Source organism: Gilliamella sp. B2969, assembly GCF_026536195.1.
In the GTDB taxonomy this organism is placed as follows: Bacteria; Pseudomonadota; Gammaproteobacteria; order Enterobacterales; family Orbaceae; genus Gilliamella.
Genome location: NZ_JAFNOP010000001.1, coordinates 182487 through 202234, shown reverse-complemented (window position 1 = coordinate 202234; position 19748 = coordinate 182487). Strand labels below are relative to the sequence as shown.

General features: G+C 35.9%; 19 protein-coding genes. 5 read left to right on the top strand and 14 right to left on the bottom strand.

All coding sequences use genetic code 11. The features are described 5' to 3' along the window. Positions 1 to 7: 7 nt before the first annotated feature. The 10 genes from murF to J3U66_RS00860 form a co-directional block, all read right to left on the bottom strand. Positions 8 to 1369 (bottom strand): UDP-N-acetylmuramoyl-tripeptide--D-alanyl-D-alanine ligase, encoded by a 1362-nt coding sequence (gene murF / locus J3U66_RS00905; protein WP_267333548.1) that lies wholly within the window; start codon positions 1367 to 1369, stop codon positions 8 to 10. Continuing rightward, positions 1366 to 2919 carry a UDP-N-acetylmuramoyl-L-alanyl-D-glutamate--2,6-diaminopimelate ligase gene (gene murE, locus J3U66_RS00900; RefSeq protein ID WP_267347593.1) on the bottom strand — a complete coding sequence of 518 codons (1554 nt, stop codon included), beginning with the start codon at positions 2917 to 2919 and terminating at the stop codon, positions 1366 to 1368. Before murE ends, murF begins: the two co-directional genes overlap by 4 nt. A gap of 13 nt (positions 2920 to 2932) precedes the next feature. Next, positions 2933 to 4708 (bottom strand): peptidoglycan glycosyltransferase FtsI, encoded by a 1776-nt coding sequence (gene ftsI / locus J3U66_RS00895; RefSeq protein WP_267333550.1) that lies wholly within the window; start codon positions 4706 to 4708, stop codon positions 2933 to 2935. Beyond that, positions 4708 to 5085 carry a cell division protein FtsL gene (ftsL, locus tag J3U66_RS00890; protein ID WP_065633882.1) on the bottom strand — a complete coding sequence of 126 codons (378 nt, stop codon included), beginning with the start codon at positions 5083 to 5085 and terminating at the stop codon, positions 4708 to 4710. Before ftsL ends, ftsI begins: the two co-directional genes overlap by 1 nt. Next, positions 5075 to 6013: a 16S rRNA (cytosine(1402)-N(4))-methyltransferase RsmH gene (gene rsmH, locus J3U66_RS00885; protein ID WP_267347591.1), complete on the bottom strand. Its 939-nt coding sequence runs from the start codon at positions 6011 to 6013 to the stop codon at positions 5075 to 5077. The genes ftsL and rsmH overlap by 11 nt, the downstream gene beginning before the upstream one ends. Before the next feature lie 23 nt (positions 6014 to 6036). After that, entirely contained in the window at positions 6037 to 6483 is a 447-nt protein-coding gene (gene mraZ / locus J3U66_RS00880; protein WP_267333552.1) for a division/cell wall cluster transcriptional repressor MraZ, read from the bottom strand. 394 nt (positions 6484 to 6877) lie between these two features. Next, positions 6878 to 7576 (bottom strand): 6-phosphogluconolactonase, encoded by a 699-nt coding sequence (pgl, locus tag J3U66_RS00875; RefSeq protein ID WP_267333553.1) that lies wholly within the window; start codon positions 7574 to 7576, stop codon positions 6878 to 6880. 14 nt (positions 7577 to 7590) lie between these two features. Continuing rightward, positions 7591 to 9051, bottom strand: coding sequence for a glucose-6-phosphate dehydrogenase (zwf, locus tag J3U66_RS00870; protein WP_267333554.1), 1461 nt, complete (start codon positions 9049 to 9051; stop codon positions 7591 to 7593). Between the two features lie 182 nt (positions 9052 to 9233). After that, positions 9234 to 9518, bottom strand: coding sequence for a 50S ribosomal protein L25 (rplY, locus tag J3U66_RS00865; protein WP_267333555.1), 285 nt, complete (start codon positions 9516 to 9518; stop codon positions 9234 to 9236). Between the two features lie 183 nt (positions 9519 to 9701). Then, positions 9702 to 10577: a D-hexose-6-phosphate mutarotase gene (locus J3U66_RS00860; protein WP_267333556.1), complete on the bottom strand. Its 876-nt coding sequence runs from the start codon at positions 10575 to 10577 to the stop codon at positions 9702 to 9704. Positions 10578 to 10773: 196 nt separating this feature from the next. On the opposite strand from J3U66_RS00860, the gene hemW reads away from it, so the two are divergent. Further along, complete coding sequence (gene hemW / locus J3U66_RS00855) at positions 10774 to 11907, top strand: radical SAM family heme chaperone HemW (protein ID WP_267347589.1); 1134 nt, start codon at positions 10774 to 10776, stop codon at positions 11905 to 11907. A 231-nt stretch (positions 11908 to 12138) separates the two neighbouring features. Here hemW and J3U66_RS00850 read toward each other — a convergent pair whose 3' ends face one another. Both J3U66_RS00850 and J3U66_RS00845 read right to left on the bottom strand, forming a co-directional pair. Then, the gene (locus J3U66_RS00850; RefSeq protein ID WP_267347588.1) at positions 12139 to 13101 is read right to left on the bottom strand and encodes a sugar kinase; all 963 of its coding nucleotides are present in this window, start codon (positions 13099 to 13101) and stop codon (positions 12139 to 12141) included. A gap of 1 nt (position 13102) precedes the next feature. Continuing rightward, positions 13103 to 13930 carry a DeoR/GlpR family DNA-binding transcription regulator gene (locus tag J3U66_RS00845; RefSeq protein ID WP_267333559.1) on the bottom strand — a complete coding sequence of 276 codons (828 nt, stop codon included), beginning with the start codon at positions 13928 to 13930 and terminating at the stop codon, positions 13103 to 13105. A gap of 340 nt (positions 13931 to 14270) precedes the next feature. Here J3U66_RS00845 and J3U66_RS00840 point away from each other — a divergent pair, with 340 nt between their 5' ends. Genes J3U66_RS00840 through J3U66_RS00825 form a run of 4 tightly spaced genes read left to right on the top strand, consistent with a single transcriptional unit; the run spans position 14271 to position 17986 of the window. Next, complete coding sequence (locus J3U66_RS00840; RefSeq protein ID WP_267347586.1) at positions 14271 to 15125, top strand: tagatose bisphosphate family class II aldolase; 855 nt, start codon at positions 14271 to 14273, stop codon at positions 15123 to 15125. A 12-nt stretch (positions 15126 to 15137) separates the two neighbouring features. Then, positions 15138 to 16058: a 1-phosphofructokinase gene (gene pfkB / locus J3U66_RS00835; protein ID WP_416379583.1), complete on the top strand. Its 921-nt coding sequence runs from the start codon at positions 15138 to 15140 to the stop codon at positions 16056 to 16058. A 13-nt stretch (positions 16059 to 16071) separates the two neighbouring features. Further along, positions 16072 to 17490, top strand: a complete 1419-nt coding sequence (locus J3U66_RS00830; protein WP_267333562.1) for a PTS fructose transporter subunit IIC — start codon at positions 16072 to 16074, stop codon at positions 17488 to 17490. A gap of 55 nt (positions 17491 to 17545) precedes the next feature. Beyond that, on the top strand, positions 17546 to 17986 hold the full coding sequence (locus J3U66_RS00825) for a PTS sugar transporter subunit IIA (RefSeq protein WP_267347584.1): 441 nt from the start codon (positions 17546 to 17548) through the stop codon (positions 17984 to 17986). Between the two features lie 116 nt (positions 17987 to 18102). On the opposite strand, the gene J3U66_RS00820 is transcribed toward J3U66_RS00825, so the two are convergent. Next, positions 18103 to 18576, bottom strand: a complete 474-nt coding sequence (locus tag J3U66_RS00820; RefSeq protein WP_267347582.1) for a hypothetical protein — start codon at positions 18574 to 18576, stop codon at positions 18103 to 18105. A gap of 42 nt (positions 18577 to 18618) precedes the next feature. Next, on the bottom strand, positions 18619 to 19746 hold the full coding sequence (ribD, locus tag J3U66_RS00815; protein WP_267347581.1) for a bifunctional diaminohydroxyphosphoribosylaminopyrimidine deaminase/5-amino-6-(5-phosphoribosylamino)uracil reductase RibD: 1128 nt from the start codon (positions 19744 to 19746) through the stop codon (positions 18619 to 18621). Positions 19747 to 19748: the final 2 nt, after the last annotated feature.

Sequence of the window (19748 nt, the reverse complement as noted above, 5' to 3'; positions counted from 1 at the left end):
TCCTGAATCAACATTGTTCGATTTGAATTTTTTCGATGAGCTCTTCCATTTTAGCGCTACGTGATCCTTTAACTAGTATGGTTAAAATTGGATGCTGCCGTAGTAACATTAACAGATAATTCACTGCATCTTGTTTATGATTAAAATGGTGGCCGACACCACTATACTGGCTAATAAATTGACTTAAATTACCGACACTAATGACACAATCAAGTTTTTCGTGATGAGCAAGCTCACCAATTTGTTGATGATATTTTTCGGCATCTTCGCCTAATTCAGCCATATCACCAACAACTAAAATTCGATAACCAGGTTGCTTTGCTAAAACCTTAATAGCTGCCGACATTGAACCAACATTAGCATTATAAGCATCATCCAAAATTAACTGGGTTTGATTTAATTGTATTGGAAACAATCGACCTTTTACCGGTTTTAAGGTAGCTAAACCTTGCTTTATTTGATTAAACGTTGCGCCTACAGAAATCGCTAAAGCTGACGCCGCAACCGCATTAGAAACATTATGTTCACCAATCAAGGGAAGTTCTAGTGCACATTGACCATTAGGTGTATGTAAGATAAATGAAGTGGTCTGAGCGATTTGAATATTACTGGCATAAAAATTAGCCGATGGATTAGATAATGAAAAAGTCCATACCGTTTTATTACCTAACGAATTAAACCACTTATCACTACAGCTATCTAAATTGATGATAGCAATACCATTATTCGCTAATCCTGCAAAAATTTCACCTTTGGCGGTTGCCACTCCATCAAGCGAACCAAAGCCTTCAAGGTGCGCCTGCGCAATATTATTAATTAGAGCACTTTGGGGTTTAACAATATTAGTTGTATACGCAATTTCACCAATGTGATTCGCGCCTAATTCTATTACTGCATATTGATCTTGCTCAGTTAGACGGAATAACGTTAACGGTACACCAATATCATTATTAAAATTGCCCTGAGTATAAAGTGTCTGACCACAATGTTGTAAAATTGCGGCAGTCATTTCTTTAACCGAGGTTTTACCCGAAGAACCAGTGAGCGCAACAATTTTAGCATGACTTAACTGACGAACCGCCGCCGCAATAAGCCCAAGTGCAATTTTTGTATCTTTAACGACAATTTGAGCAATAGCATTATTGTCAATTTTATGATCAACAATAACCACACTAGCGCCTTGTTCTATTGCTTGTTCAACAAAAACATGCCCATCAAAATGATCACCCACTAAGGCAATAAATACTGCATTTTTGATAATGTTTCTGGAGTCTGTACAAATAGCATCAATCATCATATCTTCGTTTAAGATATGATAAGATTGACCATTTATGACTTTTTTGATTTGTTTAATTTGTAATGGAATCATGATTGATTCGCTACTCCTAAAAGCTGTTTCACTGTTTCTTGATCGGAATAGTGATATTTGGTTTTACCTACAATCTGGTAATCCTCGTGCCCTTTGCCTGCAATTAATATTACATCATTAGATTTAGCTTGTTTTAGTGTATAAGTAATCGCTTGTTTTCTATCAGGGATGACTTTTACATGGGTACCATCATGTAACCCTTGTTGAATATCATGAATAATGTTCATTTCATCTTCAGTGCGTGGATTATCATTAGTTAGTACAATTTGATCAGCAAATTGTTCAGCCACTTCAGCCATTAATGGGCGCTTTCCACTATCTCTATCACCACCACAACCAAAAATTACCCATAACGTTCCTTTGCAGTGAATTCGGCTAGCTTGTAACGCTTTTTGTAATGCATCTGGCGTATGCGCATAATCGACAATAACTGTAGGACTATTTTTTTCGTGTAGAACTTCCATTCTTCCACAAATTGGTTTAAGAAAAGAGGCCATATTCACAACAGCAAAAAATGGGTAATCTAGTGTTAATAAAGTTGCAATAGACAAAAGTAGGTTAGAAACATTGAATTCACCTAATAAACGGCTATTGATAATGGCATTTCCCCAACTTGACTCCATATGAATTTTGGCGCCTTTATCGTGGTATTCAATCATCGATACGCCAACATAAGGTATATTTAATGCTTTTAAACGACGTAACGATTTAGGCTGGCAAGATACCGCTGTCACCTGTGTCAGTTTTTCAATCCATCGCTTGCCATATTTATCATCATAATTAACAATTGACTTGCCCGAATTTAGTACTTGCTTTTGCTTTTCTTCTGGAGTGAATAATGACCATTTTGCTTTCGCGTATTTACTCATAGTTTTATGATAATCAAGATGATCTCGACTGAGATTGGTAAATACGGTTGCGGCACAATTTAAACTTTTAACGCGGTCCATGGCTAAACCATGTGAAGAAATTTCCATTGCTACAACTTTGACATGCTTTTTCACAAAATCGGCTAATAAAGTTTGTACATCGATAGCTGATGCAGTGGTATTGGTTGATGGCTCGAGCTGATGATTATAAATACCATTACCAATAGTACCTAAAATAGCGGTTTTTTCATTTAATAACGTAGTACATTGAGCAATAAGTTGTGTCACTGTGGTTTTACCATTAGTGCCTGTTACTCCAATCACTGACAATTTTTTGGAAGGTGAATGATAAAAATCATTAGCAATCATCGACAAACGATGTGACAATTGAAAAATACTGATTTGTGGTATTACAGACTTATCATCTTGCTTAAGATAATCAATTTTTAAATTATTCGATTTTCGATTAGTTTCAATAAGTATCGCAACGGCACCTGCCAAAATGGCTTGTTCAATAAAATTACGACCATCTACGGCATGCCCTTTGATCGCAACAAACACATCGTTTTTTTCCACTTGACGACTATCGATACGTAAATGATTAAGCGGAAAATCGGCTAATTCTAATTTGCCAGTTCCACCTAATAATTCAAATAATGTTTTAAATGTGCTTGTAGACATCATTTACCACCTGTTAATAAATAATCATTTGCCCATCAACTTGACGATCTGGCTTCACATTCATTGTTCGAAGAACCCCCCCCATAATACGGCTAAAAACAGGTGCGGATACTGAACCACCATAATATTGACCGGCTTTCGGGTTATCAATAACGACAACTAATGAATATTTAGGACCGGTTGCCGGTGCAATTCCTGCGGTATAAGCTAAATATTGATTAACATAGCGTCCACCCGATAATTTTTTTGCAGTACCCGTTTTAACGCCAACACTATAACCAGGTACCGAAGCTTTAGTTCCCCCACCTGTCACAGCCACAGCTTCCATCAATTGCACGACTGTTTTAGCTATTTTTTCTTGTACTACGCGTTCACCTTTAACCGGTTCTGTAATTTTTAAGATAGAAACAGGACGATATATACCGTAACTACCAATAGTTGCATAAGCTCTGGCTAATTGTAACGGTGTGACACTTAAACCATACCCGAATGCAAAGGTGGCGCGCTCAATATCTGCCCATTTTCTGGTACGATCAGCAGCAATAGATCCACTCACTTCACCACCTAATCCTAATCCCGTTGGCTGACCTAAACCAAAACGACTATAAAATTCAACTAACTCGCCAGGCTGCATTTGTAATGCTAATTTACTGACCCCAACATTACTTGATTTTTCTAAAATGCCCGCTAGATTTAATGATTTTTGATACGACACGTCTTTAATTTCATACCGATTCACAAAAAATGGTCGGGTATCAATGATGGTATTCACATCTGCAATTTTTTTCTCTAAAGCTGCCATAACAACTAATGGTTTAACTGTTGAACCAGGTTCAAACGCATCAGTGACAGCTCTATTACGTAATAAATTATAATCAATAGAGGAACGATTATTAGGATTATAAGATGGGCTCGTTGCCATCGCTAAAATTTCACCTGTATGCACATCAATTAAAACAGCTGTTCCACTATCGGCTTTATTAAATTCAACCGCTTGACTTAATTCGCTGTACACTAAAGATTGCAAGCGTTCATCAATACTTAACGTTAAATCGGATGCGGCTTCACTATCAGTTCGTTCTAACTCTTCAATAACCCGACCAACTCGGTCACGTCTTACGACTCGTTGTCCTGATTCACCAATTAACCATTTATTGAAGCTTTTTTCTATCCCTTCAGAACCCCGTTCGGTGCCGTTATCGTCGATATCGGTTAAACCAATTAACTGCGCAATATTTTCAGCAGCGGGATAATAACGTTTGGATGTTTTAGCAAACGAAATACCCGGTAGTTTTAACTGTTTTAAATAATCCGCTATTGTTGGTGTAATTTGCTTAGTTAAATACACAAAACGCATAGATGGATTACTCAATTTTTGCTGTAAGGTTGACATTGATATATTGAGTGTTTTGGCTAAACCTTGCCACCTAATATCATCAGCCTTGACACCACCTTTTTGTACAACAATTTTAGGATCCGCCCACACATCAAACATTGGCACACTCACGGCAAGCGCTCGACCATTACGATCAGTAATCATGGCACGCGGTGCATCCATTTCTTGATGGCGAATGGATCGTTTATTACCTTCAGCAATAAGCTTATCTGGTTCTATTATCTGCAATATTGCCATTCGAATAATTAAACACACAATAGCAAATATAATAAAGCCATAGACGATATAAAAACGGTTAGGTGTAAAAAACTGTTTTTTGTTCGGTTTATTTGCTTTGTTTGTTTTTACAACCTTTTTAGTTTTATCTTTATTATTTTTCACTACAGGTTTCATTATTTACTCTTTATCACAATAACGGTTTCATTTTGAGGCGTCACATATGACATACCCAATTGATTTTTAGCTTTATCTTCAACACGTTTCGGATCGGCAAGTACATTTTCTTCAATAACTAAATTACGCCATTCGCTCTCTAAAACATCTTGTTCTAGTAAAAGTTGCTCACGTTCAAATAGTTGCTTACGAACTTGTTGCGTTGTGATTAATACGGCTCCAGCTGTAATAATGATAAGTATAAGTAATAATAATGAAATTTTTTGATGACCGAGCAAATCACCAACAATTAAGCCAAATAAACTTTTACTTGGTCGCTTTTGATTGTCGATTTCAGCATAAAAATTTTCGCTATCATTTGCTTGATTACTGTTCATTTTTCCTTTCAGCTACCCTTAATATTGCGCTTCTTGAACGCGGGTTGTGATTAATCTCATCCATACTTGGTTTTACCTTGCCAAGTGATTTTAACTCGGCACCACCATATTGTTTAATTTGTTGTTCAGTAAGTGGTAATCCTGCTGGCAACTCAGGTCCTTTACTCTGTTTGCTAATAAATTGCTTAACTATTCGATCTTCTAAAGAATGAAAACTAATTACGGCAAGCCGTCCTTGGTTGGCAAGTATCGACAAACTGGCGTTCAATGCTTGTTCAACTTCTTCAAGTTCGCTATTAATATATATACGAATTGCTTGAAAACTCCGTGTTGCTGGATGTTTATGTTTATCTTTTTTAGGTGTTGCTTGTTCAATTAAATTGGCTAACTCTAATGTGCGAGTAATCGGCATAATTTTGTTTTTTTCGACAATAGCTCGCGCAATACGTTTAGCAAATTTTTCTTCACCAAATGTTTTTAATACCCATGCTATATCGGCTTCATCACTATTTAATAGCCACTCACTTGCTGTCATGCCCTGATGATTATTCATCCGCATATCGAGCGGGCCATCACGCATAAACGAAAATCCTCTTTGCGGATCATCAAGTTGCGGAGAAGAAACCCCAAGGTCCAATAAAAAACCATCAACTTTACCAAGTAAGCCTAAATTATCAATATATTGATATACATTAGAAAACTCACCACGAATAAAGGTAAATCGCGGATCAATGATTTCACTCGCTGCCTGTTGAGCTTTGGCATCGCGATCAATGGCAATTAATCTTCCTTCATTACCTAGATGATTTAAAATTAAACGAGAATGACCGCCTCGACCAAAAGTTCCATCAACATAAATACCGTTTTTTTTTATATTTAATGCTGCAATAGCTTCATTTAGTAAAACAGTTGTATGTAGATAGCTCATTAGTCTTGTACTCTATTATTTAGTTAAATCGTTAAATTTTTTAAATTATCGGATAAGTTTGTAATATCAGCCGACAGCTCAGCAATATCTTCACTAATTTGTTGATACCAGATGACTTCATCCCAAATTTCAAATTTATTAGATTGACCTACAAACATGACATGTTTTTCTAATTTTGCGTATGTGCGTAATGTAGGCGGTAATAGAATCCGACCTGAATTATCCATAGGGCACTCAATTGCATAGCCTAGTAATAATCGTTTTATTCGACGCTCTGACTCAACAATAGTAGAAAGTGTTGATAGTTGCTTTTCAATACTTTTCCATTCAGAAATTGAGTAAAGTGACAAGCAAGAATGATATAAACCAATTGTGCAAACCATGCCTTCAGACAAAGCATCACGATAGCGAGTAGGAATAGCCATCCGCCCTTTACTATCTAAATTGACTGAAGTTGCACCACTGAACATGAAAGCACCGTTTTCTTTAAATTTTTATTATTTTTTTATTGATTAAAATCAGATGGTTAAATAATTCTTACTTTTTTACCACTTAAACCCACTTTTTACCACAAAAGTTACAAAAATAATAGGTATTTAATCAATTAATTTCGCGAATATTCATAAAAATAAGTGCACGCTATTTTTACTAAAAATAACTTCAGCTTTGAATATTTAAAATATTTATTTAAATCAATTTGTTAAATGATTTATTTTTTAAACGTTCATACTAACAATAGAAAAAATATGATTAAGAGATGATGTGAATAAAGTAATGAAGTTAAATATTACTCATAATGGATGAGTAATGATTGAGGCTTTAAAGAAAGATTGTGGCCGACATAAGTCGGCACAATCAATAGGCTTACGCAGCAGTCCAAAATATGGTCACATTAACTTTATCTTGCTGTAAAATTGCTCTAACTGGCATTTGGTTAATATCTTTACCTTGTTCGGCTTGTTCTAATACTGACATTTTACTATCACCCACTAAATGTAGATAGATATTGTGACTATTTAAAATAGTAGGCAGCGTTAAAGTAATTCGATCTAAAGGTGCTGTTAATGGTGTCATACCGATAACTTTACGGCCTGATTTCATATCTAAACCGGCAGCTAAATTCGCAGCGCCAGGGAATAATGACGCAGTATGACCATCTTCCCCCATACCTAGAATTAATACATCAAATGGCATTGGTACTTTGTCTAACTGTTTTTCAGTAATTGACGCGCCATCAAATGGATTATTACAGCTATTTTTTAAACCGATAAAATTAGCCAACTTTGCTTTATTTTGTAATAAGTAAGTCATGACCAATTTTTCATTACTGGCATCATCAGTATCATCAACCCATCTATCATCAACCAGAGTAATAAATACACGGCTCCAATCTAAATTTTGCTCACTAAGAGCAATAAATAAAGGAATAGGCGTTTTACCCCCCGATACAGCTATCGAAGCTTGTCCTCTAATTTGAATCGCTTTGGTAAGTTCATTCACGATGTGTGAAGTCAGGTCTTCAACTAATAACTCACTTGTTGCATATTTATTTAGTGTAACCATATTGGATATTCCTTTTATTCAAATTCATGCCATGAATAGCCATCTTTAGTAATTAAAGCGACTGATGCAACCGGTCCCCAAGTACCAGCTTGATAAGTTTTTGGTGTGTCATTATCAGCATCCCATGCATTGATAATAGAATCAACCCATTTCCAAGCAGCTTCAACTTCGTCACGATGAACAAATAGTGCTTGTCGTCCTCGCATCACTTCAAGTAGCAAGCGTTCATAAGCATCAGCACGATGTTGATGGAAAGTTTCACTAAAACTTAAATCAAGCTTAGTTGTTTGTAAAGTATGGGTACTATCTAACCCTGGCACTTTATTAAGAATTTCAATATCCATACCTTCATCAGGCTGTAATCGAATGGTTAACTTATTTTGTGGCAGCTCAGGATAAGATTCACTAAACAAATTCAGTGGTAATGGTTTAAAATAAACAACCACTTCTGAGCATTTGCTTGGTAAACGCTTACCAGTACGCAAATAAAAAGGGACTCCCGCCCACTGCCAATTATCAATATCGACACGAATAGCCACAAAGGTTTCAGTATGGCTGTCTGGGGTTGCACCATCTTCTTCTAAATACCCCGGTACATTAATACCGTTAACAAATCCTGAGGTATATTGACCTCTAACAACTTTATCACGAATATTGGTTTTATTAATTGGTCTAAGTGCATTAAGTACAGCGATTTTTTCATTACGCAAGCTATCATCACCAAGATTAGATGGTGGAGACATTGCAATCATAGTTAAAATCTGTAATAAATGGTTTTGTACCATATCACGCATTTGACCAGCTTTATCAAAATATCCCCAACGCCCTTCAATACCGACTTGCTCAGCAACAGTAATTTCAACATGATCGATTGAATTTCGGTCCCAAAATGAGGCAAATACAGGATTTGCAAAACGTAATGCTAATAAATTTAAAACGGATTCTTTACCTAAATAATGGTCAATACGATAGACTTGTGACTCATTAAAATATTTCGCAACAGAATCGTTAATTTCACGCGATGATTGTAAATCGGTACCGAGTGGTTTTTCCATAACAATTCGGTTTTGGATTTGATTTAATCCCGCTTCAGCTAAACCTTGGCAGATAGTACCAAACGCACCAGGATGCATGGCAAAATAAAAAATAGTTGGTCTGGTTTGGTCAAGTTCATCCTTTAATGCGCTAAAACCAGCAAGATTATTGACATCTAATTTATGAAAATTAAGTCGTTGACTAAATCGTTGCCAAATCGCGTCGTCGATAGGTTCTGGCATAAAAGTAGCCAATGCTTCTTTGGCTACTTCGCAATAAGCAGCATGATCCCAATCAGCACGACCTACGCCTAAAATTTTAGTCTGTTTTGGCAACTTACCATATTTTTCCAATTGATATAAAGACGGTAATAATTTACGTCTCGTTAAATCCCCTTTAGCACCAAAAATAACTAAATCGCAAACTGGGATATCAGACATAATTTTCTCCTAAAAAAAGCATATTATCTATTTTATTACGTTGTCCTACCTATGTACACTCAGTTAATAGAGCTAATCATAATAATAGGTATTTGCCTTATTTGATACGAAAACAAAAGGTCACCATGAAGGCGACCTTTTGCGTGGATTAGTAATTGGGTGTTACCCAATTGATGGATAATTTATACGCGCACAAAATCCATATGCACTAATTTTGGTTTGAATGGATGACGTTGTACTGCTTGTACTTTTGCTTTAACAGCTTTACCGTCAACTTCAATAGTTAATACTTCAGAATAAAATTCTGGTTTTTCTTGCATATTAAAAATATGGTTGTGATCAAGCACAACAGAAACTGCTGCTTCACTTCCACCATAGATAATAGCTGGGAATTGACCAGCGTGACGCAGGCGGCGGCTCGCACCCTTACCATGCTCTTTTCTAACTTCTGCTTTTAATGTAAACATTTTAATTTCTCTTAGTAATTTCAAATAAAAACCAATTACAGGCGACCCAGTAATTGGCTATCAAATAGTTGCTTAAAAAGCGCTAGCGATTATAAAGCGTTCTGCAATTTAACGCAATCAAATAATCATACTACTATTAATCAAAACCAAGTATCGATTAAGTTTGTAATACGAATTTACCGTTTACTTTATTAATTCTATCTTAAAACCATAAGACACTTTTTCTGTTGGCGAAAGTTTTAAAGGTTGAGTAATACACGCAGTTTCGACACAAACCATAGATTGATATTCATCATCAGCAAAATCAGCCATTGCTTTTGCTTTATCTACCCATGGATTCCATGTTACAACATCGGTCGAATGATTATTAGTTAACTCAATAGTACGTTGCCCATCTTTAATGATTAACTTATTATCGGCATGGGTGTAAATACGATCGACTTCTTGATTGAAAGTCAGCTGACCTACAGTAGTGGGTTTATTTTCATTTGCTAAACGTTCTTGATAGCTGTCTCCTAAACCTTTAACAAGCACATTGTTAATATTATCTACACCAAAATAGGTATGTAATGCACTTGTTGCTTCAAAATCGCCTTGGCAAGTTAACGTGACTTGGCAAGTATTACCAATATGAATCTGTAACCAAACGTGAAAAGGTTTTGAAAAAAACGGCTCAGTTTGTTGATTATTGGTTAACGATAAAACAAGATCAACGCCATCATTATCTTCGTTGCATGAATCTAGAGTCCACTGCACTATACGGGCAAAACCATGCATAGGATCACCTAATTTACCAAACCAAGGCCAACAAATAGGTACGCCACCACGAATAGCGGTACCTTTTTTAAATACGGCGTTGTTACTTAACCAAACGACTGGTGCAGTTTCAGTTGTCGGTTGCCAAAATAATAGATGCGCACCTTGTAGTGAAACCGCGGCTGTACAAGTTTGGTGATTAATGACTAAAATAGGTAATTCACCATAGGTAGTTTGTTTAACAGATGGGCTTAAAGACTGAGATTGTTTAGCACTATCCAATAGTTGTTTTAAAATACTCATAATTACTCCTATAATGTTTAATCTGATCGACAATCAATGTCATAAACTAAATCTAAAATTGTTTCTATTTTACGCTTTTTCACCACATTCTAGAAATAGAATAAAGGTAAAAAAGCTTTTTTTAATAAATACGAGTAATATAGCCAGCTCATTTAAACTTATTCTGCGTATTTGACAAAAATTTATGGAAAAGCATATGTTTGATTATAAAATTCCGCTTAGCTTATATATTCATATGCCTTGGTGTGTTCAAAAATGTCCTTACTGTGATTTTAATTCACATACGGTGAAAAAAACACCTGATTATCAAGCTTATATTCAACATCTTATTGAAGATTTACGGCAAGATGTCAAACTGTGTCCTGATCGCTCAATTCACTCTATTTTTATCGGTGGAGGCACGCCAAGTCTATTTTCAGCCGAATTGATTAATCAGTTATTAATCGACGTTAATAAAATTATTCCAATAGAGAGCGAGGCAGAAATAACAATTGAAGCAAACCCAAATTCTGTTGATGTAGAAAGGTTTAAGGGTTATCAGCAAGCAGGAATTAATCGTATTTCAATTGGCGTGCAAAGCTTTCAATCGGCTAAACTAGTAAATTTAGGACGCATACATAACCCTGAAGAAGCCATAAATGCAGGTACTCTTGCTCATAACCTAAATTTACATAGTTTTAATTTAGACTTAATGCATGGCTTACCGAATCAATCCATTGATGATGCATTGTATGATTTAAAGCAAGCCATTAAGCTAGCCCCCCCGCATTTGTCTTGGTATCAACTAACTATTGAACCCAATACATTATTTGGTTCCAAACCACCAATCTTACCTGATGACGATAACCTATGGGAAATTTATCAACAAGGGCATCAACTTTTAACTCAACAAGGCTATCAACAATATGAAACCTCAGCATATGCCAAACCCGGCTATCAATGCGAACATAATTTAAATTATTGGCGTTTTGGTGATTATTTAGGGATTGGCTGCGGAGCGCATGGTAAAATTACCCAATCGAATGGCAAAATTACCCGGACAGTAAAAACACGTCACCCTAAAGGGTATTTAGAAGGTCGATATTTAGAAAACGCTTATCAAGTAGCGTCGCAAGATCTACCCTTTGAATATTTTATGAATCGTTTCCGATTATTTGAAGCAACGCCCAAGCACGAATTTGAACAACGTACTTTTTTACCCTTGCAATCGGTAAGTAAGCAGATTGACCTTGCCATAGAGCAAAACTATTTGATTGAACATAAACATAATTGGCAAATAACCGAACGCGGTAAGCTGTTTTTAAACTCATTATTAGAGATCTTCTTATAGATAACACAATAAAAAATAATGAATTAGTGACGAGAATCAAGCCATTTACACTTACTTAACAAGATAGATACAATCTATTTAAGCAATCATTTAGTTATCTTTACATACATTTTTTAAAAAAAGGCGCATACTAACACTCGACAATGCATTTATTTCATTGTTTTCCTATTCCTTATGTTTTCCCAATAACCATGTTATTGGGATTTTTTTTGCAAATTTGTTCAACTGATTTTATTTATATTTAGAAATAAATTGTTTTAATTCATCTAATGTCGATGTCCCTTCCATTGGACCTTTTTTAGATACAGCTAGAGCACCGCTCGCATTCGCATAGCGCAAAGCCTGTTTGACAGAATATCCGGCTAACATCAAACTCACAAAGGTTGCACCAAAACAGTCACCCGCTCCAGTTGGATCAATGACGTTTGTGGCAAAACCGTCGACATGAAGTGTGTATAATTTATTTTTTTCATCGTGACCATAGTAGTCTGCACCATTACTACCTTTTTTCACCACAATATGTTTAATTCCTTTTTCGAGTAATGAAAACATGGTTTGTTGTTCACTCTCATCATGGCTATGGGCAAAATAACTGACCTCGCTTTCGCTTGGTAAAAATATGTCGGTATATTCCATGATATAATCAAACGATTGCTCCATTTCCTGGATATTAAACATCTCCTTACGCAAATTAGGATCAAACGAAATTGTGCCACCATTTCTTTTAATAATATCAAGTGCTTTACGCATAGCATCAATGGCGCGAAAAGAATAAAGTGAAGAGCCCATAACGTGTAAATGGGTACAATCTTTTAGTAAACTTTCATTTATATGATTGAACGAAAGTAGACCACAGGCACTATTTGGGATATTAAAGATAAAATCGCGCTCATTTAAGTCTTTATAGGTTACAAATGCACTACCTGTATTAGCTTTATAATGCGAGGTAATCCCCTCAATAATCACACCATCTTGTTTTAATCGCTTAGTGCACATGTGACCAAAAGCATCTTTGCCAACACAACCAAAAAAAATAACTGGAAAACCTAATTTTGCAACTTGATCAGCAAATATTGCTGGTGCGCCACTGACAAAAGGTCCGACAAACTCACCTGGTTCGTCAAAACGTTGGTTTTTCTGTTTAGCTAAAAACTCAACTAGCAATTCTCCTATAGTACAAATTTTAAATTGCATATTACATCCCCTTTGCATTACGATAGATCACGCAAAATTTGTTAACCACATCTTGTTTAAAATTAGAATCTAATAATTGTTGATGATATTCGGTGACAACTGGTCTTGATAATATAACCGTATCTAAATGCTTTAATTTTCCGATACTGTGTTCATCATTCATTACCAAGCGTTGAGGTAAAAGGCCAATAGTATGGTCAGCATTTTTAAATATTTGTTGATATGTTTTTTGTTGATCAATATTAGCAATAATTAAATGATTATTAGCATTGATAGCTGCCAATTCGACAATAAAATGGGTAATAGAAAATTGGTTAACAACCTCAGTTAGGGCATTATTATTTTGCAAAATATTACCTTCTAAAAGCACCCCCCCCACTAATATGACTTCGGCATCTGAAAACTCCTTAACCAATTGAGCATTTTGAATATCATTCATAATTAATTTTAAGGATTTTTTATTATGCAAAAAAGGAATGAGTTTTCGAATTAAAGTGCCATGACCTAAAAAAAGTGTATCGCCATCATTTATATAATCTAAACAATTTTTAACGATATCGATTTCACTGATATTTAAATTGATATTACTATAATTTACAGAGTCGAAAGAAGTTTGGTTAGCCAAACTTTCAGGTGGAATATAAATTGCTCCACCAAAGGATCGTTTTAAATAACCTTGTTGTTCTAAATATGTTAAATCTTGCCGAATGGTAACATTAGATACTTGAAGCTTGTCAGATAAGTCATCTACTTTTACTTCACCTTGTTTACGTACGATTTCGGCAATATCTAACCTACGTTTTAGTAGGGCTGAAGACGCTCTAGCCAAATTTTATTTCCTATATAACTGATAAATATCTAAAGATGATAATAAAATTTATCATACAAGTGGTCAACATCAATTAATGTGAAGAAATTTATTCCTAAACATGAATCAATGTTAATTATCGCGATTTAGTAGTCTTAAATCAGCCTTGACCAGTTAAACGTTAAAATGCAACTTTAGCAACAAGTTTATCTTGTTCGACATATTAAAATCTATTTTTGTGATCCACCTCACGCTATTAACACTAGTATAACTTTCGTTTTGCAATCATAATTTAAAAAAATAACTTTCAATTCGAAAGTTAAAAAATTAAGTAGTTAATAAAAATTTTAGGAGAAGTTATATGTCAATTATTTCTAGCCACAATATGTTAAAAAAAGCGCAAAAAGAGCACTATGCCGTACCCGCCTTTAACATCCATAATTTAGAAACAATGCAAGTCATTGTAGAAACAGTTGCTCAATTACAGTCCCCTGTGATTTTAGCAGGAACCCCAGGAACCTATAGTTATGCAGGAACAGAAAATATTGTCGCTATTGCTTATGAGTTGTCGAAAAAACATAATGTTCCTTTAGCGCTTCATTTAGATCACCATGAAGACTATGATGATATAACAGCCAAAATCAATGCAGGTATTCGCTCTGTGATGATTGATGGTTCTCATTTTCCATTCGCTGAAAATGTTGCCATTGTTAAACGTGTCGTTGAATATGCTCACCGTTACGATGTCAGTGTAGAAGCAGAATTAGGACGACTAGGTGGCGTTGAAGATGACTTAGTTGTTGATGCTAAAGATGCTTTATACACTAATGCTAAACAAGCAGTTGAATTTATAGAAAAAACAGGTATTGACTCACTGGCAATTGCAATTGGCACTGCGCACGGTCTTTATAAATCAGAACCCAAACTAGACTTTGATCGTTTATCGGAAATACGTTCAATGGTCGATATTCCACTAGTATTACATGGCGCATCGGGCGTGCCAGATAAAGATGTACGTGAATGCATTAAACGCGGTATTTGTAAAGTCAATGTAGCGACAGAATTAAAAATCGCGTTTTCTGATGCCCTCAAACAATATTTTATTGAACATCCTGATGCAAATGACCCTCGTCACTATATGAAACCAGCAAAAGCAGCAATGAAAGAGATCGTCAAAAAAATCATCACAACATGCGGATGCGCAGGAAAATTATAGAGGCTAAGCATGATGATCTATACCTTAACACTCAATACCGCCATTGATATGAATATTCGTTGCCAAGGGCTTTATCCCAATTGTGTCAATCGTACTTCACATACGGAATATAGCCCAAATGGTAAAGCTATCAATGTATCGATTGTATTACATAAATTCAATAAACCAACCTGTGCTTTAGGTTTCTTTGGTGGTTTTTCGGGTAAGTACATTGTTGATGAATTAACTAAATTGCAACTTGAAACCAAACCTTGCTTTATTGATGATATCACGCGTATCAATGTTTTTGTCAACGATGGGCATAATGAATATAAACTGGTGGGGAAAGGACCGTTTGTTCCTGATAACAAAAAAAGTGAAATGCTAGCGATTATTAGTTCATTAGCCAATGACAGTTATTTAGTGATCAGCGGAAGTCTGCCAAATAATATTGAACCAGATTATTATCAGTCTATCTTAGATTTATGTCTGTCCAAAAATATCCAAGTCATTCTTGATATTAGTCATCCCAAATTAAGTGAATTACTAAAGTATAAGCCATTATTAATTAAACCTAATGACGATGAACTAAAAGAAATTTTTGGACTTGAAACTAATACCCAACAGCAAATCATAACCGCACTTGAGGCTGTTCATTTAAAAGGCGCACAAAACATTTTATTAACAATGGGTGACAAAGGCATGTACTTTTCAGACGGCACGCATATTTGGTTTTGTAATGCGGTGAAAATAAATCTAGTTAGTTCGGCTTGTGCTGGTGACGCATCGCTTGCTGCATTTATTAGTGAGTGGCTTTTTGAACAACAAAATATTGAAAAAGCCATGAAAAAGGCCTCAGCAACAGGCGCTAATGTTGCCGAGTCAGATGGATTAGGTCAATTAGACAAAATTGACATTTATATGGGTCAAGTTGTCGTTACCCAAATCAAGTAAATAGGAGAGCATTATGAGAAAAATATTAGCTGTCACAGGATGTCCAACTGGTATTGCACATACATATATGGCGGAAGAAGCCTTAAAAAGCGCTGCCGAAAAAGCTGGCTTTGAAATAAAAGTAGAAACCAATGGCGCAGGCGGTGTTGATAACGCTATTACAGACGCAGATATTAGCGAGGCAATTGGGGTAATTATTGCTGCTGATAAAGATGTCAACCCTGACCGCTTTAATGGTTTACCTGTTATTGAAGTACCTGTTAAAGATGGTATTCATAAAGCTAAAGTACTTATTGAACAAATCACATCAGGCGCTGTTCCCATCCGTAAAGGCAAAAATAACAATTCAGACAAATCCAATTCATCATCTAACCAGATAGAAGTTAAAGAATCCATTGGTCGTCAAATTTATAAACACTTAATGAGCGGCGTTTCGAACATGTTACCTTTTGTGGTAGCTGGCGGGGTTTTAATTGCGTTATCGTTTTTATGGGGGATATATTCAGCTAACCCTGATAATGCTCAATATAATGAATTTGCCGCGTTATTAATGAAAATTGGTGGGCAAGCGTTTGGCATTATGGTTCCTATCTTTACCGGTTTCTTAGCGTACTCTATAGCTGGCCGACCAGGAATGGTTGCCGGATTTGTCGGTGGACTGATTGCTAATATCACCGGAGCTGGGTTCCTTGGTGGGATTATTGCTGGTTTTGCTGCCGGTTATTTAATGCTGTTTGTCAAAAAATTGTTAGATGGACTTCCACGTTCATTTGAAGGGCTTAAATCCATTTTCATTATGCCACTCATTGGCGTATTTGTGATTGGTGCAGGTATGTTTTTACTCGGTGGTCCGATTGCGACAGTAAATAATGCCATGAAGTCATTCCTTGAATCACTGCAATCTGCTAATCCTGTTTTATTAGGTATTGTTATTGGTGCGATGTGTTCATTCGACTTTGGTGGTCCAGTAAATAAAGCCGCTTACGTAACAGGTACCATGTTGTTAGGTGAAGGCAATTTCTATTTTATGGCTGGTGTCTCTGCAGCTTGTATTGCCCCTCCGTTTGTTATTGCTTTTTCAACAACAATCTTCCGCGATAAAGCCTTTACTGAAGAAGAGCGTGCAGCTGGTCTGGTCAATTATATTTTGGGTTCAACACACATTACAGAAGGAGCAATACCTTTTGCAGCAAAAGATCCATTGCGCGTGATTCCAATTATGATGTTATCGTCTGCTATTGCAGCTGTTTTAACCTTTTTATGCCAAATTCAAGTCCCTGCACCTCACGGTGGTTTTTTAGTACTGCCACTGGTCAATAAACCATTTTTATGGGTAGGTTGCATTTTCGCGGGCGCAATAGTTGGCGCTATTTTATTAGGTTTAGTTCGTATTGCACAAAACAAAAAATTAGCCAATAAAGCAACAGTATAATCAACAAATTAGTCTACCGCTCATCAGCGGTAGACTAACAAAATAAGGATAACAAATGAGCAATTTAAAACTTAATGTCAATGATATTTCAATCATAGATGGCTCTTTTTCTAAACAAGAGGCGATAAGAGCGGTATCTGAAAAGATGATTAACGCGGGATTAGTCAAAAATGATTATACTCAAGCAATGTTCGATCGTGATGCTCAAATTTCGACTTTTTTGGGTAATGGTATAGCAATTCCACATGGCACAACCGAAAAACGTGATAGTGTTATCGAATCAGGACTTAAAGTGATTTATTATCCACAAGGTATCAAGTGGGATGAAGATAATAATATTGCTTATGTTGTCGTTGGCATTGCAGCTAAATCAAATGAGCACTTAGATATCTTACGTAAATTAACACGTGCCGTAATTGCAGACGATACACTTGAGCGCATCTTAGCAGTAAAAACACCAGAACAACTATTAGCCATTCTTCAAGGTAATTCATGATAATCACCGAATCAAGTATTCGCATTTAACTCATAGAGGTATCGGCATCTTATTAACAATAGATGCCGTTACTCAACTGAGCACAGTTCGTTTTTGCAATAGAAAATACAGTTCATTTATGAATAAAAATTTTTCAGGCGATTATGGATAATTGTCTTATCTTTTACCATTTCGAATGAAACTAAAAATCCCTGCCAATTAATACCTAAAACAATTAACATCTCGTCAAAATCATAGTAATAACGCACCTGATCGTCATCAATAGAGTCTTTGAACTTAAAATTATGATTAAACTCATCTGTTAACTCAAACGGATGCCCCATTTTAAAATCAAAGCCTAGATAAGTTAAAATTTGATTAGCTTTATCACGTAAAAACGTGTTCTCCACCACATCTTCCAGTGATAATACTTCAACATGCCCCAAAATATAAAAAAACAGAATTTGATAACCACATACTTTTGCTATTCCAGATATATCCGCATAAATAAAATCATCGATAATTTGATACTCATCTAACGTAAAAAAATAATCGATATCCAGCTTGTTAAAGCTTGCTTTTTCATACAAAAGGCTCCGTTCGCTATTCAAATTAACGTTTTCCTTTTTTCAAAATAGGGAATTGAATTGTTATCAAATTGCAGATGATTTTCTTTTTAGAATAACGCGCATATCCTCACCAACTGCTGCAACTGATTCAAATTGAAATTGAGGAGCTAGGGATAATTTTTGCAAATTGGGTAAAATACACATATCGTTAGCATTATGGCCTAGCAATTTTGGCGCATAATAAATAATCAATTCATCAACTAAATTTTGTTCAATTAACGCACCAGCAAGGTGTGCGCCTGCTTCAACCCAAACACTATTTATCTGCTTTTGCGCTAAGTTTTCGAGTAAAACGTTTAAATCAATATACTGATTAGTTGAAGGCTCTACAATCAACGATGTATTAGGCATTGCAATCGATAAATTTTGCTTTCGTACAACCCAAGTTTCACCGGGTTGTTGGAAAATATTTTCATCGCCGGTTAGTTGATGTTGACCATCAATAATTACTCTAATGGGTTGTCTAATCTTGTCTACAGGGTAGATTTTCTGTATGTCATCGGGTAATTGGTGATATCTAACGGTTAAACTTGCATTATCGGTTTGTACTGTTTTACGGGTACTTAATATACAACTGGCTTGAGCACGAAACTGTTGTACGTCTTCTCTGGCTTTGTTTGAGGTTATCCACTTACTTTCGCCTGATGCCATGGCGATTTTTCCGTCTAACGAAGCAGCCAGTTTAAGTTGGACAAAAGGTAAGCCTGTGCGCATACGTTTTAAAAAACCTTGATTAATTGCTTCCGCTTGGTCAGCTAAAACACCGACAGTTACCGCTATACCAGCATCTTGTAAACGTTTAATACCATTACCGGCCACGTTAGGATTAGGATCTTGCATAGCAATCACAACACGTTTTATCCCTGATTTGATTAAGGCATCGGCACAAGGGGGAGTGCGTCCAAAATGACTACAAGGCTCTAATGTTACATATGCAGTTGCACCTACGGCATTAGCACCCGCCATTTGCAAAGCATAAACTTCCGCATGGGGTTGCCCCGCTTTTTGATGGTACCCCTTACCAATAATCTGATTATCTTTAACGATAATACAACCGACATTGGGATTAGGTGTTGTAGTAAAGCGACCAAGTTTAGCAAGCTCAATGGCTTGATTCATATAAAGTTGATCGGTATCGTAAGGCGTTGTCATAA

Bases quoted from the DNA above. Each gene is read 5' to 3' on its own strand.
- J3U66_RS00840 (WP_267347586.1), top strand. From the start codon at position 14,271: ATGTCAATTATTTCTAGCCACAATATGTTAAAAAAAGCGCAAAAAGAG.
- J3U66_RS00825 (WP_267347584.1), top strand. From the start codon at position 17,546: ATGAGCAATTTAAAACTTAATGTCAATGATATTTCAATCATAGATGGC.
- hemW (WP_267347589.1), top strand. From the start codon at position 10,774: ATGTTTGATTATAAAATTCCGCTTAGCTTATATATTCATATGCCTTGG.
- rsmH (WP_267347591.1), bottom strand. From the start codon at position 6,013: ATGAGCTATCTACATACAACTGTTTTACTAAATGAAGCTATTGCAGCA.
- murE (WP_267347593.1), bottom strand. From the start codon at position 2,919: ATGTCTACAAGCACATTTAAAACATTATTTGAATTATTAGGTGGAACT.
- J3U66_RS00830 (WP_267333562.1), top strand. From the start codon at position 16,072: ATGAGAAAAATATTAGCTGTCACAGGATGTCCAACTGGTATTGCACAT.
- mraZ (WP_267333552.1), bottom strand. From the start codon at position 6,483: ATGTTCAGTGGTGCAACTTCAGTCAATTTAGATAGTAAAGGGCGGATG.
- zwf (WP_267333554.1), bottom strand. From the start codon at position 9,051: ATGTCTGATATCCCAGTTTGCGATTTAGTTATTTTTGGTGCTAAAGGG.
- pgl (WP_267333553.1), bottom strand. From the start codon at position 7,576: ATGGTTACACTAAATAAATATGCAACAAGTGAGTTATTAGTTGAAGAC.
- ribD (WP_267347581.1), bottom strand. From the start codon at position 19,746: ATGACAACGCCTTACGATACCGATCAACTTTATATGAATCAAGCCATT.
- ftsI (WP_267333550.1), bottom strand. From the start codon at position 4,708: ATGAAACCTGTAGTGAAAAATAATAAAGATAAAACTAAAAAGGTTGTA.
- rplY (WP_267333555.1), bottom strand. From the start codon at position 9,518: ATGTTTACATTAAAAGCAGAAGTTAGAAAAGAGCATGGTAAGGGTGCG.
- J3U66_RS00860 (WP_267333556.1), bottom strand. From the start codon at position 10,577: ATGAGTATTTTAAAACAACTATTGGATAGTGCTAAACAATCTCAGTCT.
- ftsL (WP_065633882.1), bottom strand. From the start codon at position 5,085: ATGAACAGTAATCAAGCAAATGATAGCGAAAATTTTTATGCTGAAATC.
- J3U66_RS00850 (WP_267347588.1), bottom strand. From the start codon at position 13,101: ATGCAATTTAAAATTTGTACTATAGGAGAATTGCTAGTTGAGTTTTTA.
- murF (WP_267333548.1), bottom strand. From the start codon at position 1,369: ATGATTCCATTACAAATTAAACAAATCAAAAAAGTCATAAATGGTCAA.
- pfkB (WP_416379583.1), top strand. From the start codon at position 15,138: ATGATCTATACCTTAACACTCAATACCGCCATTGATATGAATATTCGT.